This window comes from Lewinellaceae bacterium (assembly GCA_020636135.1).
Classification (GTDB): Bacteria; Bacteroidota; Bacteroidia; order Chitinophagales; family Saprospiraceae; genus JAGQXC01.
Map to the genome: position 1 here is coordinate 3,362,872 of JACJYK010000001.1, position 17,089 is coordinate 3,379,960.

Below are 17,089 nucleotides of genomic sequence, written 5' to 3' on the forward strand. Positions count from 1 at the left end.
CCTGACACCTGGAGGCCTTGCCAAACCCACCCCTAAATCCCCTCAAGGGAGGGGACTTGCGCCAACCAGAATAATCATTTGAGTAAACCTTGAAACCACGTAACCTCAAAACCACGATGCCCTGACACCTGGAGGCCTTATACAACCCACCCCTAAATCCCCTCCAGGGAGGGGACTTGCCAAAGCATTTTAGGAATCCTCATATCCCCGGACACCCTGGTCACACCGGCAATATCAGCAAAGGTATTTGGGTGATCTTAGCCTGTGCTTTGGTGAAGCTGGGATTAAAGATCCGGGACCAAAACTCGCGGCGGTGATGCAGCATAACCAGCAGATCTGCCTCATGGGTATGCACAAAGCGGTCCAGAGCCTGGTGCGTATCCTCATCGGTTTCCGCAATATGGAAATCAAAGGAGACGCCATTCCAGGTAAAGTGCTTGCGGATATCCAGGTTGGTATCTTTTTCCGAGCGGTGATAGAACAAGTCAATTTTGCTGCCAAAGATCCGGGCGAATTCCATCACCGGCCCGAAGAGGACCGGGTCCTGGACGTGATCGCCATCGGTGGCGATGATCGTGGATTTGAATGCTTTGAACGTCACTCCATTAGGCACGGCGAGAACCGGTGTTTTACTGGTACGAAGCAAACCGGTTGCAACGCTACCCAGGAAAAGTTTCTCCAGTGCGGATTTACCCTGCATACCGATAACCACCAGATCAAAACCCTGCTTCGCCTCCCGGTTGATGACATCGACCGGATAACCCTCCACGTATTTATAGGTCACCTTTAAGTCGCCTCCATACCGTGCATGCAGCGATTGAACCAGGTAAGCATATTCATTCTCCAGGTCCTTCTCAATGATGTCGTTAACTGAAACGAACATCTCGGCAGTTTTAACCACCTGGTAAGCATGAAATAACTCAATCTCTGCGCCTGTGGCAGCAGCTAGTCCTCCGGCAAATTCAATAGCATTTCGGGAAGTATCGGAAAAGTCTGTAGGGACCAATATCTTTTTCATTTCTTTGTTTTTTTTGACAGGACTTATCAGCCTGCTATCCAGCAAAATAAAAGAGCTGACCTCCTCTCCAGGGTGCCAGCTCTCTATTTATTCAGGTGCCTGCAATCATCAGGCTTCATTTATCTATTTACGCAGCCTCTGAAGACTCGTTCGGTAACGGCTTACGGAAGACCAACTGATCGTCAAAGGCATCCAGTACCAACTGGCTTTTAGCTTCGACTTTGCCCATCAGCAACTGCTTGGACAATTCATTCAGCACTTTCTTCTGGATCACTCGCTTCAGCGGGCGAGCACCAAACTGCGGATCAAAACCCATCTTCGCGATCAGGTCGATGGCATCCTCAGTGGCTGTCAGTGTGATTTCCTGCTGTGCAAGTACCGCTTCCAATTGCTTCAGTTGCAGGTCCACGATGGCACGGATGTCTTTTAATCCCAGTGGCTGGAACAGGATCACCTCATCGATCCGGTTCAGAAATTCCGGTCGCAAAGATTGTTTGAGTAACTCCATTACTAACCCGTGCGTCTTCTCAATCACCTCTTCCCGGTTATCATCGTTGAGGTGGGCAAATTCGGACCGGATGATATCGGATCCCAGGTTGCTGGTCATAATGATGATCGTATTTTTGAAGTTGGCGACCCGGCCTTTGTTGTCGGTCAGGCGGCCATCATCCAGGACCTGGAGCAAGATGTTAAATACATCCGGATGGGCTTTTTCGATCTCATCCAGCAATACCACGGAATACGGCTTACGGCGTACCGCTTCGGTCAGTTGCCCTCCTTCGTCGTAACCGACGTACCCGGGAGGCGCACCTACGAGGCGGGATACACTGTGCCGCTCCTGATATTCACTCATATCGATCCGCGTCATCATGTTCTCATCGTCGAAGAGGAACTCGGCCAATGCTTTGGCCAGCTCGGTCTTACCGACCCCGGTAGGTCCGAGGAACAGAAACGAGCCGATGGGCTTTCTGGCATCTGCCAGGCCGGTACGACTGCGACGGATCGCGTCGGATACCGCCTCGATGGCTTCTTCCTGACCGATCACCCGCTTGTGCAGTTCGTCTTCCAGGAAGATCAGTTTTTCTTTTTCCGATTGCATCATTTTGGTCACCGGCACGCCGGTCCATTTGGACACGATCTCGGCGATGTCTTCGGCATCTACTTCTTCTTTCACGAGCTGACTGCCTTTGGATTGGATGGCAGCCAGGTCTTCCTGGTATTTGGCCAGTTTTTGCTGAACCTGTGGGATACGGCCATACTGGATCTCGGCAACATCGGAGAACCGGCCTTCACGCTCCAGCTGTTTGGCCTGTAGTTTCAGCTGTTCGATCTCTTCCTTGGCCTGCTGGATGCCCAGGACCACTTCACGTTCATTTTCCCACTGCGCTTTCAGCCCGTTGCGCTTCTCTTCGAGATTCGACAGTTCTTCGCCGATCCGGTTTAGTTTCGCAGCATCATTTTCGCGCTTGATGGCTTCCCGCTCGATCTCCAGTTGGCGGATCTTGCGTTCCACTTCATCGAGTTCTTCCGGCATGGAGTTCATCTCCAGCCGGAGCCGGGCAGCTGCTTCGTCCATCAGGTCGATGGCTTTGTCGGGCAATTGCCGGTCGGCGATATAGCGACTGGATAAGGTCACCGCAGCAACGATGGCCTCGTCCTTGATGTTGATCTTGTGGTGAGTCTCATAGCGTTCTTTCAGGCCCCGCAGGATCGAGATGGCATCTTCCTCGCTGGGTTCCTGGACCATGACGATCTGAAAACGGCGCTCAAGCGCCTTGTCGGACTCGAAATATTTCTGGTATTCATTGAGGGTGGTCGCCCCGATGGCACGGAGGTCTCCCCGGGCCAGTGCTGGTTTGAGGATGTTTGCAGCATCCATGGCTCCTTGTCCACCACCCGCTCCTACCAGGGTGTGGATCTCATCAATGAACAGGATGATCTCCCCTTCGGCAGATGTCACTTCCTTAACCACGGCCTTCAGTCGCTCTTCAAACTCACCTTTGTATTTGGCGCCGGCGATCAATGCCCCCATATCCAGGGCATACACCTGCTTGTCCAGCAGGTCATCCGGCACATCCCCATTGATGATCCGGTGAGCCAATCCTTCTACGATGGCGGTCTTACCCACACCCGGCTCACCGATCAGGATCGGGTTGTTTTTGGTCCTTCTGGCCAGGATGTGCAACACCCGGCGTATCTCTTCTTCACGGCCGATGACCGGGTCCAGTTTTCCCTGGCGGGCCCGTTCATTAAGGTTTACCGCGTATTTATTCAGAGCGTTGTAGGACTCTTCAGCGCTGTGTGAAGTGACTTTGGAACCTTTACGTAATTCTGCAATGGCTTTCTGCAGGTCTTTTTCATTGATACCCTGGTCGCGCAACAACTGCGATACCGGATCTTTAACCTGGAGGATACCCAGTAACAGATGTTCCAGGGCCATGAATTCATCGCCCATGGATTTCATCTGGGCGGCAGCCTTGGCAAATATCTCATTGGCGGTACGGCTCAGATAGGGCTGCCCGCCGGACACTCTTGGGTATCCGTCTACGATGGCATCGACAGCCTGGCGAATGACCTGATCGTTGATGCCCATTTTTTTAAACAGGAAGGGTAATACATTTTCATCAACCTCAAACAAAGCGGCCATAAGGTGACCGGCTTCAATGGCTTGATTTTCATGTTCCAGGGCAATCTGCTGGGCGCGCTGGATCGTCTCCTGGACCTTTATGGTTAATTTATTCATATCCATGTTTCGGCGTATTTAGTGTTGTGTTATCACCAGAACATCAATTGTTGTTCCAACCGGTAAATGGAGACATTTGGGCACCTTAGACCGAAATCAACTGACATTGCGTCAGATCAAACTTATTTCAACTGTCATAATGTCTTTTTCAGCTGGTCTTTACGGCGTCGCATCTGCCGGCGCAATTTGTCCAGAGCGTCCTTGGCTGCTACTTCGTAATGGCTTTTATGGGATGAGACGAACAAGTCCTGACCGGGTATATTCAGTTTAATTTCCACTTGTTTATTTTCAGGAACGGAACCGGCCATTTCTCGGCAAAAGACCTCAGCGCTGATGACCTGGGGATTCCAGTTCTCAAACTTTTTCAATCCATTTTCCAATAGAGGATAAACGGTTTCGTGGGCTGCATTTCCTTCATGAATGATGATTTGCATAGTATTCGTTTTATCGTTTAGAATATTTCTGATTTGATTGGCTCCTTATAGGTAAGACAATACCACCTCAAAAAGGTTTTGATGTATTCGGGGCGATTTATCATAAAATGAATCTTGTGTCCATACCATTCAACTTCGCACTATTTACCGCATTACTCCATGACCCTTCTCAGCTGAGATTTTGATCTGCATCAAATACCATAAGAACTCCACAGGTTTTACGCAATTACCCCCACAGGAGTTTTAAGTTTGTAAAAGGAAAGAAAAAGTAAAACAAGCGGAATGAAATTCATTTTCCATCATAAATTCCTTCAACACGACACCGGCATGCATCCGGAGAACGCCCGCAGACTGGCAGCATTCCGTGATCTTCCGGACAGCAGTCTTCCTATGGATCTGGACCCCATCCTGGCTGTTCACGATGAGGCTTACGTAGAAAAGATACGCCGCCATGCCGCCCTCTCAGCGCCGCTTGACGGAGATACGCAATTGTGTCCCGCCAGTTTTGATGCTGCTGTTTTGGCAGCCAATGCAACCATAGTAGCCGCTGAGACCGGCGATTTTGCCCTCGTCAGACCTCCCGGACACCATGCCTATGCGACCTATGGCAGTGGATTTTGTTTGTTTAACAACATTGCAATCGCGGCACATCAGCTGGTCAAACAGGGATACCGCGTTGCCATCCTGGATTTTGACGGGCATTTTGGTGATGGTACCGACGCACTTTGCGCCGACGAGCCACGCATCCTGTACTGCTCCCTGCACCAGCATCCGGCATTTCCGCACAAAGGAAGTTACCGGGAGATCGGCACAGGTGCGGCTGCAGGCACCGAAATCAAAATGGGCCTGCCGCCCGGCACCGGCGACGATGTTCTCTTTGTGGCGATGGATTTCATTTACGATGTCATTGATGCCTTTAACCCGGATATTTTGGGTATATCGGCCGGATTTGACGGGCATATCTTCGACCCGCTGCTGGACCTGCGCTTTTCAAATAAGAGCTTTTACGACATCGGGATCCAGCTCCGGGAACGCTATTCACAGACGTTTGCAGTGCTGGAAGGAGGCTACAACCTGGAGGTCCTGCCGCAATGCATCCAGAACTTTAAGGCCGGCATGAATGGAGAAGCCTGCCCCTATCCCAGCGAAAGCACCCATAGTAACATCCAGACCCGGGAAATAGTCGATTTCGAGATGTATGATCTGCGCCGGTTGTTATTGCCTTATTGGAGCCTCTGACCGATAGCTTATGAAGCATATCCTAGATAAACTGTTTCAACCAAAGTCCATCGCGCTGGTAGGCGCTTCCGACAGGGAACACACGGTAGGTTATGCGCTGATGCAGAACCTGATCAAACCCAACTACAAAGGTGTGGTGTACCCGGTCAACATCAAGCACCGGACCATCGCCGGCCACAATGCGTACAAGCGCGTCGATACCATTCCCCACCCCATCGACCTGGTGATCATTGCAACTCCGGCCGTGACTGTGCCTGAGGTACTGGAAGATTGCGGCAAAAAGCAGGTCCTGGCCGTCGTGATCATTTCTGCAGGATTTAAAGAAATCGGGGCAGAGGGTAAAAAACTCCTGCTCCGGATTGAACAGATCCGCCAGCGCTTCGGAATACGCATCATCGGACCGAACTGTTTTGGATTCATCAACACCAGCATCGGACTGAATGCGACTTTTGGCACACAGGATCCCCTGCCTGGCAACATCGCATTCATATCACAGTCCGGAGCACTGGGTGCCACCATTCTGGACTGGTCGGAGCAGCAACAATTTGGTTTCAATCATTTTGTATCGGTTGGTTCTATGATAGACATCGGGTTCCATGACCTCATAGACTATTTTGGCACCCGGGATAACATCCGCTGCATCCTGATCTACATGGAGACCCTGGAGAATCCCAAGGCCTTCATGAGTGCTGCCCGGGCTTATTCGCGGTCGAAACCGATCATCGTACTCAAATCCGGCACCAGTCCGGAAGGAGCCAGTGCCGCCCTCTCACATACGGGATCCCTGGCCGGAGACGATGCCGTTTTTGCAGCGGCTTTTGCCCGTGTAGGCATCCTGCGGGTCGAAACGGTCGCCCAGCTGTTTTACCTGGCCAAGGCATTGGCGATGCAGCCCATACCTGAAAATAACCGGCTGGCCGTGGTCACCAATGCCGGAGGCCCCGCCATTATGGCTACAGACTACCTGATCCGCCATGGCGGACACATGGCACCGCTGCCGAAGAAAATCATCGGTCACCTGAATCAGATCCTTCCCTCTTCCTGGAGCCGGAAGAATCCGGTCGATGTATTGGGTGATGCCTCTGCATTACAATACCGACAGGCCTTGGAAGCATGCCTGGAACAAACCCAGGTCGACGGTGTGCTGGCCATACTCTGCCCCCAGGCGATCACCGATGCGCTGGATGTGGCCAAGGTGGTCACCGAACTCAATGAAAAATATCAAAAACCACTCTTTGCCGCCTGGATGGGACTCACCGATGTCACCGAAGCCATCCAACATCTGGAGGCTCATCAGGTACCGAATTACACTTTCCCCGAAGATGCGGTGGATGTGTTTCTGCGCATGGCCGAATATGCCCGCCACATCCGCCTGTTGTATGAGACCCCTCCCGATGTACCTGCGGATTTTACTCCTCAGAGGAAGTCCATCAAGTCCATCATGGATCACGCCATCGCCGAAGGACACACGACACTATCCGAGACGGAGGCCAAACAAGTGCTTTCCGGCTACGATATACCCAGCGCACCAGGCATGCTCATCCATGATGAGCAGGGACTCGCCCTTGCCATGGAGCAAATTCCCCGCCCATGGGTCATGAAGATAGCCTCGCCGGACATCCTCCACAAGACTGAGGTCAGTGGTGTGCGTCTGAACATAAAGACGAAGAAGGAGGCCCAGCATCAATACCATGATCTGCTGCAATCGGTCCAAAAGCTACGACCTGAAGCCCGGATCGAAGGAGTACGTCTTGAGTCCATGGTCAGCAAGCGCTATGAATTGCTGGTAGGCGCAAAAAAAGACAGCCTCTTTGGGCCGGTCATTGTATTCGGGTCCGGAGGAATTGCCGTTGAGATCTTGCGGGACACCCAGATAGCTCTCCCCCCGCTCAACATGGCATTGGCACAAAACCTGATCGAAGAGACCCGGATCTACCAGATCCTGAAAGGCTTTCGTAATCTGCCGCCGGTGGATCTGGAAGCGCTGAAGTTTCTGCTGTGCCGATTTGCTTATCTCCTGATGGACTTCCCCCAGATCCGGCAGATCGATCTGAATCCACTGGCCATTGATGAAACCGGACAAGTGGTGCTGGACGCCCGGATCATTCTGGATCCAAAGGCTCCTGTATTCCCGCCTTACCAGCACCTGGTCATCACCCCGTATCCGGTTCATCTTACCAAAAAGATCAATCTCAAGGACCTCAAAGTCACCTTACGACCGATACGTCCGGAAGATGAACCTCTGGAAAGGGAGCTATTCGAATACCTTTCCCGTGAGACCATCTACTTTCGGTTTTTTGGTTTTATGGGTAATGTCAGCCACGAACAGTTGTCCCGCTTCACCCACATCGACTACGACCGGGAAATGGCCATCGTGGCTGAAATCAAGGTCAAAGGCCGCAACCAGTTGATCGGTGTTGTGCGACTGGTGGGAGACCCCTGGGGCATTCAGGCTGAATATGCCATCGTCGTCGCCGACCCGTGGCAGGGACGTGGATTGGGCTCGCTTTTAACAGATTACATTATTGAATATGCATTAAACAAAGGTTATCAGCGCATTTTCTGTTATATTTTAAAACGAAATGACGGCATGATACACATCCTTGAGAAAAGAGGCTTTATATTTACCTCACAGGATCAGGACACCTTTTATGCAGCTATCGAACTTAATCAACACCCACCCGGCTAAACCTGCCGTAACCCGGAGAATAACCGGACCGTTCTTGTTAGCTGGACTGTTTTTGCTGGGATGCCATCAATCCGGTATGGAGGATGAAGCCAAAGAACAGGACCAGGCTCCTCAGGAATGGTTTTTTAAACAACGTGCATTCCCCTTTAAAAACTGGGATTTGCCGGCTTATCACCAGGGATTAACCGGCTATCAGGAAGAAAGACGGCAACTGGAGAGCCGTGACAACGCTTATTTCTGGCAATTTGGCGGGCCTACGAATATCGGAGGGCGTATTACCGATATCGAGCTGGATCGCGATGGAGCCGTATATGCGGGTTCCGCCTCGGGAGGATTATTCCGTAGTTACGATGAAGGCATCCATTGGGAATCTCTCCTGGATGAAGAAGGATCGCCTGCCATTGGAGATTTGGCCGTCTGGGGTGACACCCTGTATGTCGGTACCGGAGAAGCCAATGCAGGAGGTGGATCGCTTACTTACGACGGACAAGGTATCCTTAAATCCATCAATGGCGGAAAAACGTGGATCAGGCAGGGACTCGAAGAATCAGGCAGCATCGGCAAAGTTGAAATTCATCCCCGGGATCCGCAGACGGTCTTCGTCGCAGCAATGGGCCAGCTTTTCAACAACAATGCTCAGCGGGGAATCTTCCGTACAAAAGACGGCGGTGAAAACTGGAAACAAGTCCTGGCCCGGTCTGACTCCACCGGAGGAATTGACGTAGTCATCCACCCTACCCATCCGGATACCGTATTTGCTGCCCTGTGGGAACGCAAGCGCACCGTCGATGACCGGCAATATGGTGGTATCACAACGGGTATCTTCCGGTCTGTGGACGGGGGCGACACCTGGGAGGAACTGACATCTGGCCTTCCATCCCAGGCTCAGGATAAAGGAAGGATAGGCCTGGCTATCGCTTTCTCTGCTCCGGATACGATGTACGCCATGTATTGTGATCAAGTGGGCTATCTGCAAGGTTTATACCGCAGTTATGATGCCGGCAGTCATTGGTCTTCCGTCCGTACCGTAGGAATCAATAGCCCATCCTATATGTACTGGTATGGCAAAGTAGCCATCAGCCCGGTCAATCCACAAAACATCTATGTTACCGGATTATCGATGTTTGCTTCTGAAAACGGCGGTGACTCCTGGACCACCATCTTCCGCAACGCCCACGTGGACCAGCACGACCTGGTCATTGATCCGGCGGACCCGAAGCACCTCATCCTGGGCAACGACGGAGGGGTGTTCTCCAGCAAAGACAAGGGAGCCTCGTCCCGGCATTGGCCCAATTTACCGGTAACTCAATTCTACACCATCGAGATTAACCCCCATACCCCCTATCAACTTTACGGCGGCACCCAGGACAATGCCAGCATCCGCACCCTGTCCGGACATCCGGATGATTGGGGCTCGATCTTTGTCGGTGATGGATTCTACACCCTGATCGACCCGGTAGACCCTCTGATCATGTATACGGAATATCAGTACGGAGCGTTCTCCAAATCGGTTGATGGCGGCGAACGATTTCAATTTGCCCGCAATGGCATCAACACTCAGGACCGGACCAACTGGAATACGCCTGCGATCATTGACCCCATAGACCATAATGTACTTTACCTGGGCACGCATCGTGTTTACAAATCCCTCAATCAGGCCAATACCTGGTTTCCCATCAGCGAAGACCTTACCAATGGCCCGGGACCGGGAGAGGTATCCTATGGCACCATCACATCCATCGATGTTTCGCCGGTAGATCACAATATCCTCTGGGTAGGAACCGATGATGGACTGGTGTGGGTAAGCGTCGATCAGGGGGATAGTTGGACCAAGGTAAGCCAAACTTTGCCGCTCCGCTGGGTTACCCGGGTGGTGGCAGATCCGGTCGATGCCAGCACCGGCTATGTGACCCTGTCCGGATTCCGTTACGGCTCGGCATCACATCATATTTATCGCACCCGCGACATGGGTGTCACCTGGGAAGGCGTGGACGGAGACCTACCGGACCTGCCGGTCAATGACCTGATCATTCACCCCGACCGGCCTATGTGGTTTACTGCCACCGATGTAGGTGTTTACTGGAGTTCCGACGAAGGCGTGCATTGGGAGCCATTCGGTAGTGGCATGCCTGCCGCCATCATCACTGATCTGGACTTTGATTACGGCAGTCAGACCCTGGCTGCAGCCACCTATGGCCGATCCTCCTATTATTTGCAACTGGACGCTACCACCGCCACTGAAAACATTCCCGTAAAACCTGGATGGCATGCAGCCTATCTCAGGAATACCGGCATACTCCGGCTCCAAAGCGATGCCTCCCTGGAGGGTCACTGGCAATGCATTGATCTCCGTGGACGCATACAGACGGAGTGGACCATCCATGAACCTGTTCAATGGGCGGAACAGTTGCTGCTGATGCCAAACGCCGGCGTTTATTTCATCCGCCGGATTGCCGGTTCAGACCATCCGGAAGTAGCTCAGAAAGTGATGATCCTACCTTAGTATTTCCAATCAAGTTATTGGCGGTGCCTGTATTAATTCTTAGTAAAGTTGTATATTTGCGATCCGATTTAAGGAGCCTTAGCCTAACTTTGCCTTCCCTTAGAAGCTATTTTATTTCATCTAAATAATTGGAATTATGCCAAAAAGAATTGCAATCAACGGTTTCGGTCGGATTGGCCGGTTAACCTTTCGCAACCTGATAGACAATCCGGAAGTTGAAGTTGTTGCCATCAATGACCTGACGGATAATGAGACACTGGCACATCTATTAAAATACGATACGGCTCATGGTCCTTTCAAAGGTACCGTTTCGGCAACAGATGAACATCTGATCGTTAACGGCAAGAAGATCCTGGCTTCCGCCATCAAGGATCCGGCTACCCTTCCCTGGAAAGAAAACAATATTGATGTAGTCCTGGAGTGCACCGGTATCTTCACATCTGCGGACAAAGTTGCTAAACACCTGGAAGCCGGAGCTAAGAAAGTGGTTATTTCAGCTCCTGGCAAAGGAGCAGGCATTAAAACCATCGTCCTGGGTGTCAATGGTGAAGAAATTGCGGATGATATCACCATCTACTCCAATGCTTCCTGTACGACCAACTGCCTGACACCAGTCGTAAAAGTAGTGATGGATAACTGGGGACTGCAGTTTGGATCCATGTCGACCATCCATGCGTATACCGGAGACCAAAACATCCAGGATGCACCACATCGCGACCTTCGTCGTGCCCGTGCCGCCGCTCAGAATATTGTACCGACTTCCACAGGAGCGGCTAATGCCGTATCGGAAGTTATTCCGGCTGTAAAAGGTAAGTTTTTCGCTATTGCACTGCGTGTTCCTGTAATCACCGGATCGATGATCGAGTGCAACTTCATGCTGGAGAAAAATGTGACCGTGGAAGAGGTCAATGCCGCATTTAAAAAAGCTGCTTCTGAAGGTCCTTTGAAAGGTATTTTGGAATACACCGAGGATCCCATCGTTTCCAGTGACATCATTGGCAACAAACACTCCTCTATTTTTGATGCCGGGTTGACGGATGTAAAAAATGGAAATTTTGTCAAACTAGTCAGCTGGTACGATAATGAATCCGGCTATTCGGCTCGTTTGGCTGACTTGACTGCGAAGGTTTAATCCTTACAGTCTGTAATGATATACTTCTTACCCGTCATGCCGGCCTGTTCCGCATGACGGGTTTTTTCTTCCAAAAAAATTAGACCATCATGATCAAGATCGATGTAAAAGATAAAGATGTCCTGGTACGTGTAGACTTCAATGTACCCATTAAAGAGGGTAAAGTCACCGATGATACCCGCATCCGGGCCGCCATTCCCACCATCAACACCCTGCTGAATCAAGGAGCCCGTAAAATCATCCTGCTTTCCCACCTGGGAAGACCGCTTAAGTCCCTCAATGAGGATGGCAGCCTGAATGTAGCCAAGTTTTCACTGGCTCCTGTAGCACCACATTTGGCGTCCCTTATGGGTAAACCAGTTCTGTTCGTTCCCTTCGTCAGTGGACCTGAAGCAGAAAAAGCAGTTGCAGATGCCCCTGAAGGCTCCGTCTTACTACTCGAAAATACCCGCTTTGAAGCCGGTGAAGAAAAAGGCAAACAAGAACTGGCCGAAAAATGGGCGAAACTGGGTCAGGTATTTATCAATGACGCCTTTGGTACGGCACACCGTGCACATGCCTCCAATGCGATCCTGGCCGGCTTCTTCGATGCAGCGCATAAGTCTTTCGGTTTGCTGATGCAAAAGGAAGTCGAAAGCGCACAAAAAGTATTGAATCATCCGGAGCGTCCCTTTACCGCAATCCTTGGTGGAGCAAAAGTATCCGATAAGATCATGCTGATCGAAAACCTGCTGGATAAAGCCGATAACATCATCATTGGTGGAGGCATGGCATACACCTTTATGAAGGCACAGGGCGGTCAGATCGGATCATCGCTGTGTGAGGAGGACAAGCTGGACCTGGCCAATGAACTCGTCATCAAAGCAAAAGCCAAGGGCGTGCAATTATTGTTGCCGGTCGACAGCATTGCCGCGGATGCCTTTGCAGCAGATGCCAAAACCCAATTGGTAGACAGCAAGCAGATCCCGGATGGCTGGTTAGGGCTCGATATCGGACCCAAGGCGATAGCCGCTTTCAGCGACGCCATCAAGGCTTCTAAAACCATCTGCTGGAATGGCCCCATGGGTGTTTTTGAGATGCCGGCCTTTGCCAATGGTACCAAACAAATTGCCGAAGCCGTAGCTGCTGCCACGAAAACGGGCGCTTTCAGCCTGGTCGGTGGCGGCGACTCCGTGGCTGCTGTTAATCAGATGGGCCTGGACGATGAGGTTAGCTATGTTTCTACCGGTGGGGGTGCCATGCTGACTATGCTGGAAGGAGGTGACATGCCTGGTATTAGCTCGATCGGATAATCACGTGTTTGCGTAGGAGGTGAAAGACGAAAGGTGAAAGGCTAAAGGCGTACCGCGAACAGCGTACAGCGTTAAGCAAACAGCATACATCGAACAGCGTACAGCGTACAGCAAATAACCTACAGCGTACCGCGTACAGCGAACAGCATACAGCGTACAGCGTACAGCGAACACCCGACCTACACTTCCATTTCCTTTTTCAGGTTAGCCATATTCTGATTCATGTCTCTTAGGAGCATGTTTTTCATCAGGACAGACATGAGATTCATGGGAAAGGCTGAATGCGCTGTAAACACATTCGTCACTCTAGTCTGATCATTACCCACAGGCTCGGTGGTTGTATATGCCTGATTGGTCGCTTTAAAAGGTTTTTCAAAGCGCAATTCAACATCATAACGCTGTCCTTCCACAATATTGGTGATCTCCTGGGAACCCACACCAACATTCTTATTCTCACTGGACCAGGAAGAAATGAACCCTACCGTACCATCCTCTCCGGTGTAGGTTAATTTGACATCCGGATCGGCCATGACCCAGACACTGTAATATTTCTGATTCCTGAGATGCTTGACATAATCAAACACTTCCCGCACTGGTCGGTCTATCACCGTACTCACCGTAAGTGTTGAGGTTTTTGGAAGGATAGCAGCAGTCAGCAATAACAAGGCAATTAGTGCCAATACAATGTACAGGACGATCATAAGCTTTAATTAAACATTGGTAAGTTACTGGAATTTGAGTTAATGTGTTCAACGTGTTTATGTATTGACGGATTGACGTGTTTTCGTGGGAAGGGCGTACAGCGGACAGCGAATAGCGAACACCGAACTACTACGAAATGATTACCTTTGTTTCACTTAATGAATCGTTATGTTTCGACATTTGCGTATCCTCATCATCACCGGTTTGACATTGGCATTGGCGCTTCAATTTCAGGGTTGCACCAAAGATCCGATCGAAAGCCTGGTGGGGACCTGGAATTTCAAAAGCATCAAATTCACCTCCATTATTCTGGGAGAGGTCAAACTGGAAGGGAGCGGCACCTTTACCTTCAATGCAGACGGAACAGGAAATGTAGATTATCAGGTTATCGATCAGGGCAATGTGCAGGCGGTAGAAGGCGACATTATGTGGACTGCCACCAAAGACCAGGTAACCATTGCTGAAGAAAACAAACTGGTCATTTATCAGCGTCTTGTCAATCGTTCCAAGAAACAAGTCATCAGCTACTACGAAGGTGCATCCACCGCGGAAATCACACTCACCCGCTGACCCGGCTCATCCCCTACTCCCATTAGCTAAATAACAATGAATTAACCCAAAGGTTAAAGGCTTGTCAATGGCCTTTTTTGGTAAAACATTACCCCCGGTATACTGCGTTTTCCACTCGTCATCAACCGTGTAAACTTGGCAATGAAATCAACATTCATTCGTATGAACCAATTTGTTTACAACCAAAAAACTGTAGTATGAAACGACTTACTTTTGTTCTTGCTTCCGCACTATTGCTTACGATGTTCTCATGCCAAAAAGATTCCATCGACAACCTGATCGGCTTCTGGCGCGTGTCTGAAGTCAACCTGAATACCGGTGTGATCGGCACGCTGAATTTACCGGTGACCGGTAATATGACCTTTAAGGAAGATGGGACGGGCAATGCCGATTATGTGATCACCGCCGAATCCAACAAAGTGTCCCATAAAGGGGATATGACCTGGACTCGAACCGGGAGCACCATCACGGTCTCCGAAGGCAACAACACCACCGTATATACCCGCACACTAAATGAAAAAAACCGGCAGGTCCTCACCTACCAGGAGGGCAGCCAACTGCTTAACGTACAAGCCGAGATTGTATTGGAGCGATAAAGCTCAGGTAAGTCTAAGGTTTCTATCTTCTCAGGAAGCTACAATAAAAGGATCGGATGTGTCATCCGGTCCTTTTTTTAGGCCCCGTAATGTTGTTGATAATACTCCTGATAGGCCCCGCTGGTCACCCGCTCCAGCCAGTCCTGGTTTTCCAGATACCAGGCGGCCGTCCGACGCAGTCCATCCTCCGGGTGTACCCTGGGTTTCCAGCCTAATTCCGTCATTAATTTCAGGGGATCGATGGCATAACGGGCATCATGGCCAGGGCGATCCTTCACATAGGTGATCAATTTAGCCGAAGTGCCCGGCTCGCGGTCCAGCAACTCGTCCATAATCAGGCAGAGCATGCGGACCAGATCAATGTTGCGCATTTCGTGGTGGCCGCCAATGTTATAGGTATCTCCAACCCGTCCCCGGTGGAATATCTCATCGATGGCTTCGACATGATCGCCGACCCACAGCCAGTCCCGCACATTGGTTCCATCGCCATAAACGGGTAGTGGTTTCTCCAGCTGGATGTTACGGATCATGAGCGGTATCAATTTTTCCGGAAACTGGTATGGTCCGTAGTTGTTCGAACAATTGGACACGATTACGGGAAGCCCGTAAGTATGGTGGAAGGCGCGTACAAAATGATCCGAACTGGCCTTGGATGCGGAATACGGTGAGCGCGGATCATAGGGCGTGGTCTCGGTAAAAAATCCCTGTTCACCCAGGCTACCGAATACCTCGTCGGTAGAAATGTGGTAGAAACAATGATCATCAGGAGTTATCCAGGCTTCTTTGGCAACCTGGAGGAGGGTCACCGTGCCCAGTACATTCGTGGTAATGAACTGCAATGGGTCGTGGATCGACCGGTCTACATGGGATTCGGCCGCCAAATGAATCACATGAGTAATGTTTTGATCACGGAAGACCTGCTGAAGGCGCTCCCGGTCCAGGATGTCTCCTTTGACAAAGTGATAGTTGGGTGCAGACTCAACCTCAGATAAATTTTCCAGGTTTCCGGCATAGGTCAGGGCATCGTAATTGATGATCTGATACTGAGGATACGCCCGGACGAAATGATGGACAAGATGACTTCCGATAAATCCTGCACCACCGGTGATCAATATGTTTTTATGCATAATTGTTTATTCTTGGTTAGGCAAGCCATTGCAAAAGTAGGATTGAAGATCAGTCTGGTCAAGCATTCTGCAATTTCTCCCGGAAATAGGCGAAGGTTTTTTGCAGCCCCTCAGCTCTGGATATCTTAGGTGTCCAGGAGAGTATTTCTTTCGCTTTGCTGATATCCGGTTGTCTTACTTTGGGATCATCTTCCGGTAACGGTTTGAAGACAAGATAAGCATCGGGGTTTTGGACCAGAGCCATGATCTCCTCTGCCAGCTGCATAATGGTGATCTCCTCCGGATTACCAATATTGACCGGGAGTGGATAGTCACTCATCAACAGCCGGAAGATGCCTTCCACCATATCGTCGATGTAACAAAATGAACGGGTTTGGTTTCCACTTCCAAATACCGATATGCCTTCTCCCCGGATGGCCTGGGAGAAAAAGGCTGGTAGTGCCCGGCCGTCTTCCACCCGCATGCGTGGTCCGTAGGTATTGAATATCCGGACGATGCGGGTATCCAGATGATGGTAGTTGTGGTAGGCCATGGTAATGGCTTCCTGGAAGCGCTTGGCTTCATCGTATACGCCACGCGGGCCAATCGGATTGACATTACCCCAGTAAGATTCCGGTTGCGGATGCACCAATGGATCGCCATAAACCTCAGAAGTAGAGGCGATCAGAATCCGGGACTTCTTTTCTTTCGCCAAGCCCAATAAATTATGGGTCCCCAGTGATCCGACCTTGAGCGTTTGAATGGGCATTTTCAGATAATCGATGGGCGAAGCCGGGGATGCAAAATGCAGGATGTAATCCAGTTGCCCCGGTACATGGACAAACTTGGTGATGTCATGGAAATAAAATTCAAAATCCGGTCCCGGGAACAAATGTTCAATATTTTTCAAATCGCCGGTGAGCAGATTGTCCATTCCAATGACGTGGAATCCCTCCTTAAGCATTCTATCGCATAAATGGGATCCTATGAAACCTGCCGCTCCGGTGATCAATACCTTTTTCTTCGTCATATCGTGTTGGATGTTTGGTCTGTTAGTAGATCTGG

General features: G+C 50.5%; 13 protein-coding genes. 7 read left to right on the top strand and 6 right to left on the bottom strand.

Annotated elements, in window-relative coordinates:
• Positions 1-220 precede the first annotated feature (220 nt).
• The 3 genes from H6570_12955 to H6570_12965 form a co-directional block, all read right to left on the bottom strand.
• Complete coding sequence (locus tag H6570_12955; protein MCB9320186.1) at positions 221-1,018, bottom strand: universal stress protein; 798 nt, start codon at positions 1,016-1,018, stop codon at positions 221-223.
• Between the two features lie 127 nt (positions 1,019-1,145).
• Positions 1,146-3,767, bottom strand: a complete 2,622-nt coding sequence (clpB, locus tag H6570_12960) for an ATP-dependent chaperone ClpB (protein ID MCB9320187.1) — start codon at positions 3,765-3,767, stop codon at positions 1,146-1,148.
• A 128-nt stretch (positions 3,768-3,895) separates the two neighbouring features.
• A complete protein-coding gene (locus tag H6570_12965) occupies positions 3,896-4,195 on the bottom strand; it encodes an HPF/RaiA family ribosome-associated protein (GenBank protein MCB9320188.1) in 300 nt (99 codons plus the stop codon).
• A 282-nt stretch (positions 4,196-4,477) separates the two neighbouring features.
• On the opposite strand from H6570_12965, the gene H6570_12970 reads away from it, so the two are divergent.
• The 5 genes from H6570_12970 to H6570_12990 all read left to right on the top strand — a co-directional run bounded on the left by H6570_12970 (position 4,478) and on the right by H6570_12990 (position 13,050).
• Positions 4,478-5,434 (top strand): histone deacetylase, encoded by a 957-nt coding sequence (locus H6570_12970; GenBank protein MCB9320189.1) that lies wholly within the window; start codon positions 4,478-4,480, stop codon positions 5,432-5,434.
• 10 nt (positions 5,435-5,444) lie between these two features.
• A complete protein-coding gene (locus H6570_12975) occupies positions 5,445-8,123 on the top strand; it encodes a bifunctional acetate--CoA ligase family protein/GNAT family N-acetyltransferase (protein ID MCB9320190.1) in 2,679 nt (892 codons plus the stop codon).
• Between the two features lie 34 nt (positions 8,124-8,157).
• Entirely contained in the window at positions 8,158-10,626 is a 2,469-nt protein-coding gene (locus H6570_12980) for a glycosyl hydrolase (protein ID MCB9320191.1), read from the top strand.
• A 136-nt stretch (positions 10,627-10,762) separates the two neighbouring features.
• Positions 10,763-11,758, top strand: a complete 996-nt coding sequence (gene gap / locus H6570_12985) for a type I glyceraldehyde-3-phosphate dehydrogenase (GenBank protein MCB9320192.1) — start codon at positions 10,763-10,765, stop codon at positions 11,756-11,758.
• Between the two features lie 89 nt (positions 11,759-11,847).
• Positions 11,848-13,050, top strand: a complete 1,203-nt coding sequence (locus H6570_12990; GenBank protein MCB9320193.1) for a phosphoglycerate kinase — start codon at positions 11,848-11,850, stop codon at positions 13,048-13,050.
• A gap of 179 nt (positions 13,051-13,229) precedes the next feature.
• Here H6570_12990 and H6570_12995 read toward each other — a convergent pair whose 3' ends face one another.
• A complete protein-coding gene (locus H6570_12995; protein ID MCB9320194.1) occupies positions 13,230-13,751 on the bottom strand; it encodes an SRPBCC family protein in 522 nt (173 codons plus the stop codon).
• A gap of 169 nt (positions 13,752-13,920) precedes the next feature.
• Between H6570_12995 and H6570_13000 the strand changes: the two genes are divergently transcribed.
• Positions 13,921-14,322: a lipocalin family protein gene (locus H6570_13000; protein ID MCB9320195.1), complete on the top strand. Its 402-nt coding sequence runs from the start codon at positions 13,921-13,923 to the stop codon at positions 14,320-14,322.
• Positions 14,323-14,519: 197 nt separating this feature from the next.
• The gene (locus H6570_13005; protein MCB9320196.1) at positions 14,520-14,918 is read left to right on the top strand and encodes a lipocalin family protein; all 399 of its coding nucleotides are present in this window, start codon (positions 14,520-14,522) and stop codon (positions 14,916-14,918) included.
• Between the two features lie 77 nt (positions 14,919-14,995).
• Here H6570_13005 and rfbB read toward each other — a convergent pair whose 3' ends face one another.
• Entirely contained in the window at positions 14,996-16,045 is a 1,050-nt protein-coding gene (gene rfbB, locus H6570_13010) for a dTDP-glucose 4,6-dehydratase (protein ID MCB9320197.1), read from the bottom strand.
• Between the two features lie 58 nt (positions 16,046-16,103).
• Positions 16,104-17,054 carry an SDR family oxidoreductase gene (locus H6570_13015; GenBank protein ID MCB9320198.1) on the bottom strand — a complete coding sequence of 317 codons (951 nt, stop codon included), beginning with the start codon at positions 17,052-17,054 and terminating at the stop codon, positions 16,104-16,106.
• Positions 17,055-17,089 lie beyond the last annotated feature (35 nt).

Excerpts from the sequence above, each read along its gene's own strand:
- rfbB (MCB9320197.1), bottom strand. The coding sequence starts at position 16,045 with ATGCATAAAAACATATTGATCACCGGTGGTGCAGGATTTATCGGAAGT.
- gap (MCB9320192.1), top strand. The coding sequence starts at position 10,763 with ATGCCAAAAAGAATTGCAATCAACGGTTTCGGTCGGATTGGCCGGTTA.
- H6570_12965 (MCB9320188.1), bottom strand. The coding sequence starts at position 4,195 with ATGCAAATCATCATTCATGAAGGAAATGCAGCCCACGAAACCGTTTAT.
- H6570_12995 (MCB9320194.1), bottom strand. The coding sequence starts at position 13,751 with ATGATCGTCCTGTACATTGTATTGGCACTAATTGCCTTGTTATTGCTG.
- H6570_12955 (MCB9320186.1), bottom strand. The coding sequence starts at position 1,018 with ATGAAAAAGATATTGGTCCCTACAGACTTTTCCGATACTTCCCGAAAT.
- H6570_12970 (MCB9320189.1), top strand. The coding sequence starts at position 4,478 with ATGAAATTCATTTTCCATCATAAATTCCTTCAACACGACACCGGCATG.
- H6570_13015 (MCB9320198.1), bottom strand. The coding sequence starts at position 17,054 with ATGACGAAGAAAAAGGTATTGATCACCGGAGCGGCAGGTTTCATAGGA.
- H6570_12975 (MCB9320190.1), top strand. The coding sequence starts at position 5,445 with ATGAAGCATATCCTAGATAAACTGTTTCAACCAAAGTCCATCGCGCTG.
- H6570_12990 (MCB9320193.1), top strand. The coding sequence starts at position 11,848 with ATGATCAAGATCGATGTAAAAGATAAAGATGTCCTGGTACGTGTAGAC.
- H6570_13005 (MCB9320196.1), top strand. The coding sequence starts at position 14,520 with ATGAAACGACTTACTTTTGTTCTTGCTTCCGCACTATTGCTTACGATG.
- H6570_13000 (MCB9320195.1), top strand. The coding sequence starts at position 13,921 with ATGTTTCGACATTTGCGTATCCTCATCATCACCGGTTTGACATTGGCA.
- clpB (MCB9320187.1), bottom strand. The coding sequence starts at position 3,767 with ATGGATATGAATAAATTAACCATAAAGGTCCAGGAGACGATCCAGCGC.